The sequence below is a fragment of the Longimicrobium sp. genome (genome assembly GCF_036280135.1).
GTDB lineage: Bacteria > Gemmatimonadota > Gemmatimonadetes > Longimicrobiales > Longimicrobiaceae > Longimicrobium.
The window spans coordinates 1-5,393 of sequence record NZ_DASURI010000813.1 but is presented as its reverse complement, the minus strand read 5'-3'; the positions used below and the strand labels follow the sequence as shown (position 1 = coordinate 5,393).

At 74.6% G+C, this 5,393-nt stretch carries 2 protein-coding genes; both read right to left on the bottom strand.

The annotated features are described in order from the left end of the window. The coding region (locus VFZ20_RS26220) for a condensation domain-containing protein (RefSeq protein WP_329686923.1) at positions 1–1,849 on the bottom strand (1,849 nt) is incomplete at its 3' end. A 52-nt stretch (positions 1,850–1,901) separates the two neighbouring features. Further along, the gene (locus VFZ20_RS26215) at positions 1,902–5,120 is read right to left on the bottom strand and encodes an amino acid adenylation domain-containing protein (protein ID WP_329686922.1); all 3,219 of its coding nucleotides are present in this window, start codon (positions 5,118–5,120) and stop codon (positions 1,902–1,904) included. Positions 5,121–5,393: the final 273 nt, after the last annotated feature.

Genomic DNA, 5,393 nt, shown 5'->3' with positions numbered 1-5,393 from the left:
CCGCCAGGTGCCGCTGGGCCAGGACGGCCACGGCGCCCGCGTCCTCCAGCGCCTGGGTGATGCGGGCCGGCGGATACGCGGCGTCCAGCGGCAGGTACGCGCCGCCGGCCTTCATCACGCCGAGCATCGCCGCCACGGCGTCCGCGGAGTGCTCCGCCAGCACGGCCACGGGCTGGTCCGCGCGGACACCCGCCGCCACCAGCCGCCGCGCGATGGCGGACGCGCGCGCGTCCAGCTCCCCGTACGTGAGCGTCCGCCCCGCGACCAGCAGGGCCGGGCGCTCCGGCGCGGCGGCCGCGTGGCGCTCGAACGCGGCGTGCAGCGGCTCGGGCGCGGCGCTCACGGGGGCGCCCGTGCCCCGCGCGCGCAGGGTGGCGGCCTCGGAATCGTCGCCGTCCAGCAGGCGCGACACGCGCACGTCCGGGTCGGCCGCGGCGCGGCGGAGGGCGGTGACGAAGTGCGCGGCCAAGCGCTCCGCCGTGGGGCGGTCGTACACGTCCGTGGCCCACTCCAGGGCGGGATACAGGTCGTCCCCGGCCTGGTCCACGCTCAGGCTCAGGTCGAACTTGGCCCACTGGTAGTCCAGCTCGCCGTCGCCCTCCAGCTCCGTCTCGCCCAGCTCCACGGACGCGTGCTCCACGTTCTGCAGGCTGAACACGGCCTGGAACAGCGGGTTGCGGCTCAGGTCGCGGGGCAGCTTGAGCTCTTCCACGATGCGCTCGAACGGCACCTCCTGGTGCGCCAGGGCGTCCAGCACCGTCTCGCGCTCGCGGCGGACGAGCGCGCGAAAGGTGGGATCGCCCGCCAGCGACGTGCGCAGGGGCAGCGTGTTGACGAAAAAGCCGATGAGGGGCTCCAGCTCGCGCCGTCCGCGTCCCGCCACGGGCGTGCCCAGGACGACGTCGTCCTGGCCGGCGTGCAGCGACAGCACGGCGCGCCACGCGGCCAGGAGGACGGCGAACAGCGTCGTCTCCTCGCGCAGGGCCAGGGCACGCAGGGGGGGCGCCACCTCCGCCGGCAGGTCGATGTCCATCCGGTCGCCGCGGTGGCTTTCCACGGGCGCGCGGGGATGGTCCGCCGGCAGGTCCAGCACGGGCGGCGCGCCGTCCAGCGCCGCGCGCCAGTGGTCCAGCTGCGCGCGCAGGCGGGCGCCGTCCAGGTAGCCGCGCTGCCACACGGCGTAGTCCGCGTACTGCAGGTCCAGCGGCGGCAGCGGGTCGTCCTCGCCGGCGCGAAAGGCGGCGTACAGCGCGTTGAGCTCGCGGGTGAACACGCCCTGGCTCCACCCGTCGGTGACGATGTGGTGCATGGCGCCCGTGACAACGAACTCCTCCGGCCCCACCACCAGCACGCGGGCGCGGAACAGCGGGCCCGTGGCCAGGTCAAAGCCCGTGTTGGCCTCGTCGCGGGAGATGCGGCGCACCTCCGCCTCGCGCTCCGCGGGGGGCAGCCTCGACAGGTCCTCCACGGGCATGGGGACGGGCGCGAACGGGTGCACCACCTGCACGGCCTGCCCGTCGCGCTCGGCGAAGGTGGTGCGCAGGGCCTCGTGACGGGCACGCAGCCCGTTGAACGCGCGCTCCAGCGCGGCGATGTCCAGGGTGCCGCGCATGCGCCCGGACAGCGGCAGGTTGTAGCCCGCGTTGCCCGGCTCCATGCGGTCCAGCACCCACAGCCGCTGCTGCGCGTACGACAGCGGGAACTCCGTGGGCCCGTCCGCGTTGCGCGGCAGGCGCCGAAGCTCCGACGCGGGCGGCGCGCCGGCGCGGCTCGTCCGCAGCTTCATCTCCAGCAGCCTGCGCTTTTCGGGCGGCAGCTCGGCCAGGCGCTTCAGCAGGTCGGTGCTCACGGGCGCACCGCCTTTCCCCGCGAGGGGCGGATGATGCGCGTCATCACCATCGTCATCCCTCCCCCTCCTCCGCCGCCTCGGCCAGCAGGGCGTCGAGCTCGGCGTCGTCCAGCTCGTCCAGCTCCGCCACGAGGTCGCGCAGGTGCGCGTCGCGCAGGGCGTCCACGCGCGCGGCCATCTCCCGCAGGCGCGGCGTCTCGAAGATCGCGCGCAGCGGCAGCTCGACGTCCAGCGACGCGCGGACGCGGGAGACGAGCTGCATGGCCCGCAGCGAGTGCCCGCCCAGCGCGAAGAACGAATCGTCCGCGCCCACGCGCTCCACCCGCAGCACCTCCGTCCAGAGGGCCGCCAGGGCGCGCTCCGTCTCCGTCGCGGGCTCCGTGAACGCCGCGCGTGCCTCGGTCACGTCCGGCACGGGGAGGGCGCGGCGGTCCACCTTGCCGCTCGTCGTCCGCGGCAGCGCGTCCAGGACGACGAACACGGCGGGCACCATGTGCTCCGGCAGCACCCGCGCGAGGGCCTCGCCCAGGGCGGACGGCTCCGGGCGCACGTCCCCGCGCCCCGCGACGTAGGCCACCAGCCGGTCCTCGCGCGCCACGACGGCCGCCTCGGCCACGGACGGCAGCGCGGCGAGGGCAGATTCGATCTCGCCCGGCTCCACGCGGAATCCGCGCACCTTTACCTGGAAGTCCGTGCGGCCGATGAACTCCAGCACGCCCGCCTCCGTCCACCGCACGCGGTCGCCCGTGCGGTACAGCCGCGCGCCCGGCTCGCCGCTGACGGCGTCCGGCACGAACCGCTCGGCCGTCAGCGCCGCGCGACCCAGGTAGCCGCGCGCCAAGCCCGCCCCGCCGATGCACAGCTCGCCCGCCGCGCCCAGCGGCACCAGGCGCAGCGAATCATCCAGCACGTACAGCCGATTGCCGTCCACCGCTTTGCCGATCGGCACGCCCGCCGCCTCGTCCGCCGCGACGTGGAACGAGGCATCGATGGTCGCCTCCGTGGGCCCGTAGAGGTTCACGACCTCCGCGTCCGTCCATTCGCGCAACCGGCGGACGACGTCGCCCGTCAGCGCCTCACCGCCGGCGTAGACGCGGCGCAGGGACGCGCACTCCGCCAGCCCCGGCTCCTCCGCCAGCACGGCGAGCAGCGAGGGCACGGCCTGCAGCACCGTCACGCGAAAGCGGCGGATGGCATCCACCAGGTACGCCGCGTCGCGATGCCCGCCGGGCTGGGCGATCACGAGCCGCGCGCCTTCCATCAGCGGCGCCCAGAACTCCCACACGGACGCGTCGAAGCCGAACGGCGTCTTCTGCAGCACCGCGCCGTCCACGCCCAGCGGAAAGCGGCGGCACATCCACGCCATGTGATTGGCCAGCGCCCCGTGCGGGATCTCAACCCCCTTCGGAGTGCCCGTCGATCCGGAGGTGTAGATGACGTACGCGATCGATTGCGGATCGACGATGACGGACGGCGCCTCGGTCGATGCGGATTCCGCCGCATCCGCATCCACCGCGATCACGGGCAGACCGGCGGATGCGAGCCCGTCCATCAGCCGCGCCTGCGTGAGGACAACGGAGGGCTGTGCATCCGCCAGCATCCACCCGATGCGCTCCTCCGGCAGATCCGGATCGACCGGCACGTACGCCGCGCCCGCCTTGAGCGCCGCCAGCATGCTGACCGGCATCTCCGGCCCGCGCTCCAGGCACAGCGCCACGCGCGACTCCGCCCGCACGCCCAGCGCGATCAGCCGGTGCGCGAGGGCGTTGGCCCGCGCGTCCAGCTGCGCATACGAGAGCGACCCGCCGTCCCACTCCAGCGCCGTCGCGTCCGGCGTCCGCGCCGCCTGCGCAGCGACCGCCGCGTGCACGAGCTCCGCGCCCTCCGCGGAGCCGGCGGACGCGCCGAGGGCCATCAGCTGCTCGCGCTCGTCCGGCACGAGCAGGGGCACGTCGCCCAGGCGCGCGCCGGGGGCGTGGGCCAGGCCCAGCAGCGCGCCGCGCAGCTGGTGCGCGATGCGCTCGGCGGACGGCGCGTCGAATCGGCGCGCGTCGTAGTTCAGCCGCAGCACCAGGTCGCCCTCCTGCAGCGCGGCCACGAGCGCCAGGGGAAAGTTGGTGCGCTCCAGCGTGGGCAGGGGCGTGACCCGCAGGACGTCGTCCGCACCGCCCTCGGGCGCCGCGCTCACGGGGTAGTTCTCGTAGACGACGATGGAGTTGAAGAGCGCGCGCTCGCGCGGCACCTCGCTCCACCCCTGCACCTCCACCAGCCGCGACTCTTCGTGCTGGCGCAGCTCCACGGCCCGGTGCTGCAGGCCCGTGAGCCAGTCGAGGACGACGGCGTCGGGCGGGACGGCCACGCGGACGGGGATGGTGTTGATGAACACGCCCACCATGCGCTCCACGCCCGGCAGCTCCGCGGGCCGGCCGCTTACCGTAGCGCCGAACAGCACCTCGGGCGTGCCCGCGTGGCGCGCCAGCAGCAGCGCCCACGCGCCCTGCACCAGCGTGCTGAGCGTGAGCGCGTGCTCACGCGCGAACGCCTGCAGCCACGCCGTCTGCCCGGCGTCCAGGTGCGCGTGGATGCCCGCGTGCTCGCTGGTGACGTCGGGGCCGCCGCGGTCCAGGGGCAGCGGCGTGGGCTCCGAAAAGCCGGCCAGCGCGCCGCGCCAGTACGCCTCCTGCGCCGCCGGATCGCGCGCCTGCAGCCAGCCGATGTAGTCGCGGTAGCGCGGCGGCGGCGGCAGGGGGACGGGCCGGCCCGTGCACTCCGTGTGGTAGAAGGCCGCCACGTCGCCAAAGACGATGGGCGCGGACCAGCCGTCCAGGATCAGGTGATGAAAGGCAAAGACGACCACCGTGCGCCCGGCGCCCAGCCGCACGAACGTCAGCCGGATGAGGGGCGCGGCGTTGAGCGCGAAGGCGCGGCGCCGGTTCTGGTCCAGCCACGCGTCCAGCCGGGGGCGCCACGTGCCGTCGTCCGCGCCCGCGTCCGTCCAGTCCAGCGTCTCCACGGGGAGCGGCGCCTCGCGCATCACCACCTGCAGCGGCTGCGGCACGTCTTCCCACAGGAATGCCGTGCGCAGGACGGCGTGCCGGTCCACGGCGCGCTGAAAGGCGCGGGCGTAGGCGGCCTCGTCCAGCGGGCCTTCCACCAGCAGCGGCCACTGCTCCACGTACGCGCCCGTGCCCGGGGCGTACAGCGCGTGGAACAGCAGCCCCTGCTGCAGGGGCGAGAGCGGGTAGATGTCCTCGACGTTCTTGCGGTTCACGGAACTGCGAGTGCGAAAGTGCGAAAGTGCGAGAGTGCGAAAGTGGTGGTTTCGCACGGCACCAGGATCTTGTGTCGAACGGCGGCCCATCCGCGGGCGCGCTCGTGTTTCTGCCGGGTGGGAAGAGTCCGCGTGCGGCGGAGCGCCCCCCATCCCCGACCCTTCCCCCACAAACGGCGTGGGGGAAGGGAGAACTTCATCGGGGCTCGGGGCCTGTCGCGCGTGGCGGACTGTGCCTCGCCCGCGGAGAGCCCCCTCCCCCCGGCCCCCTCC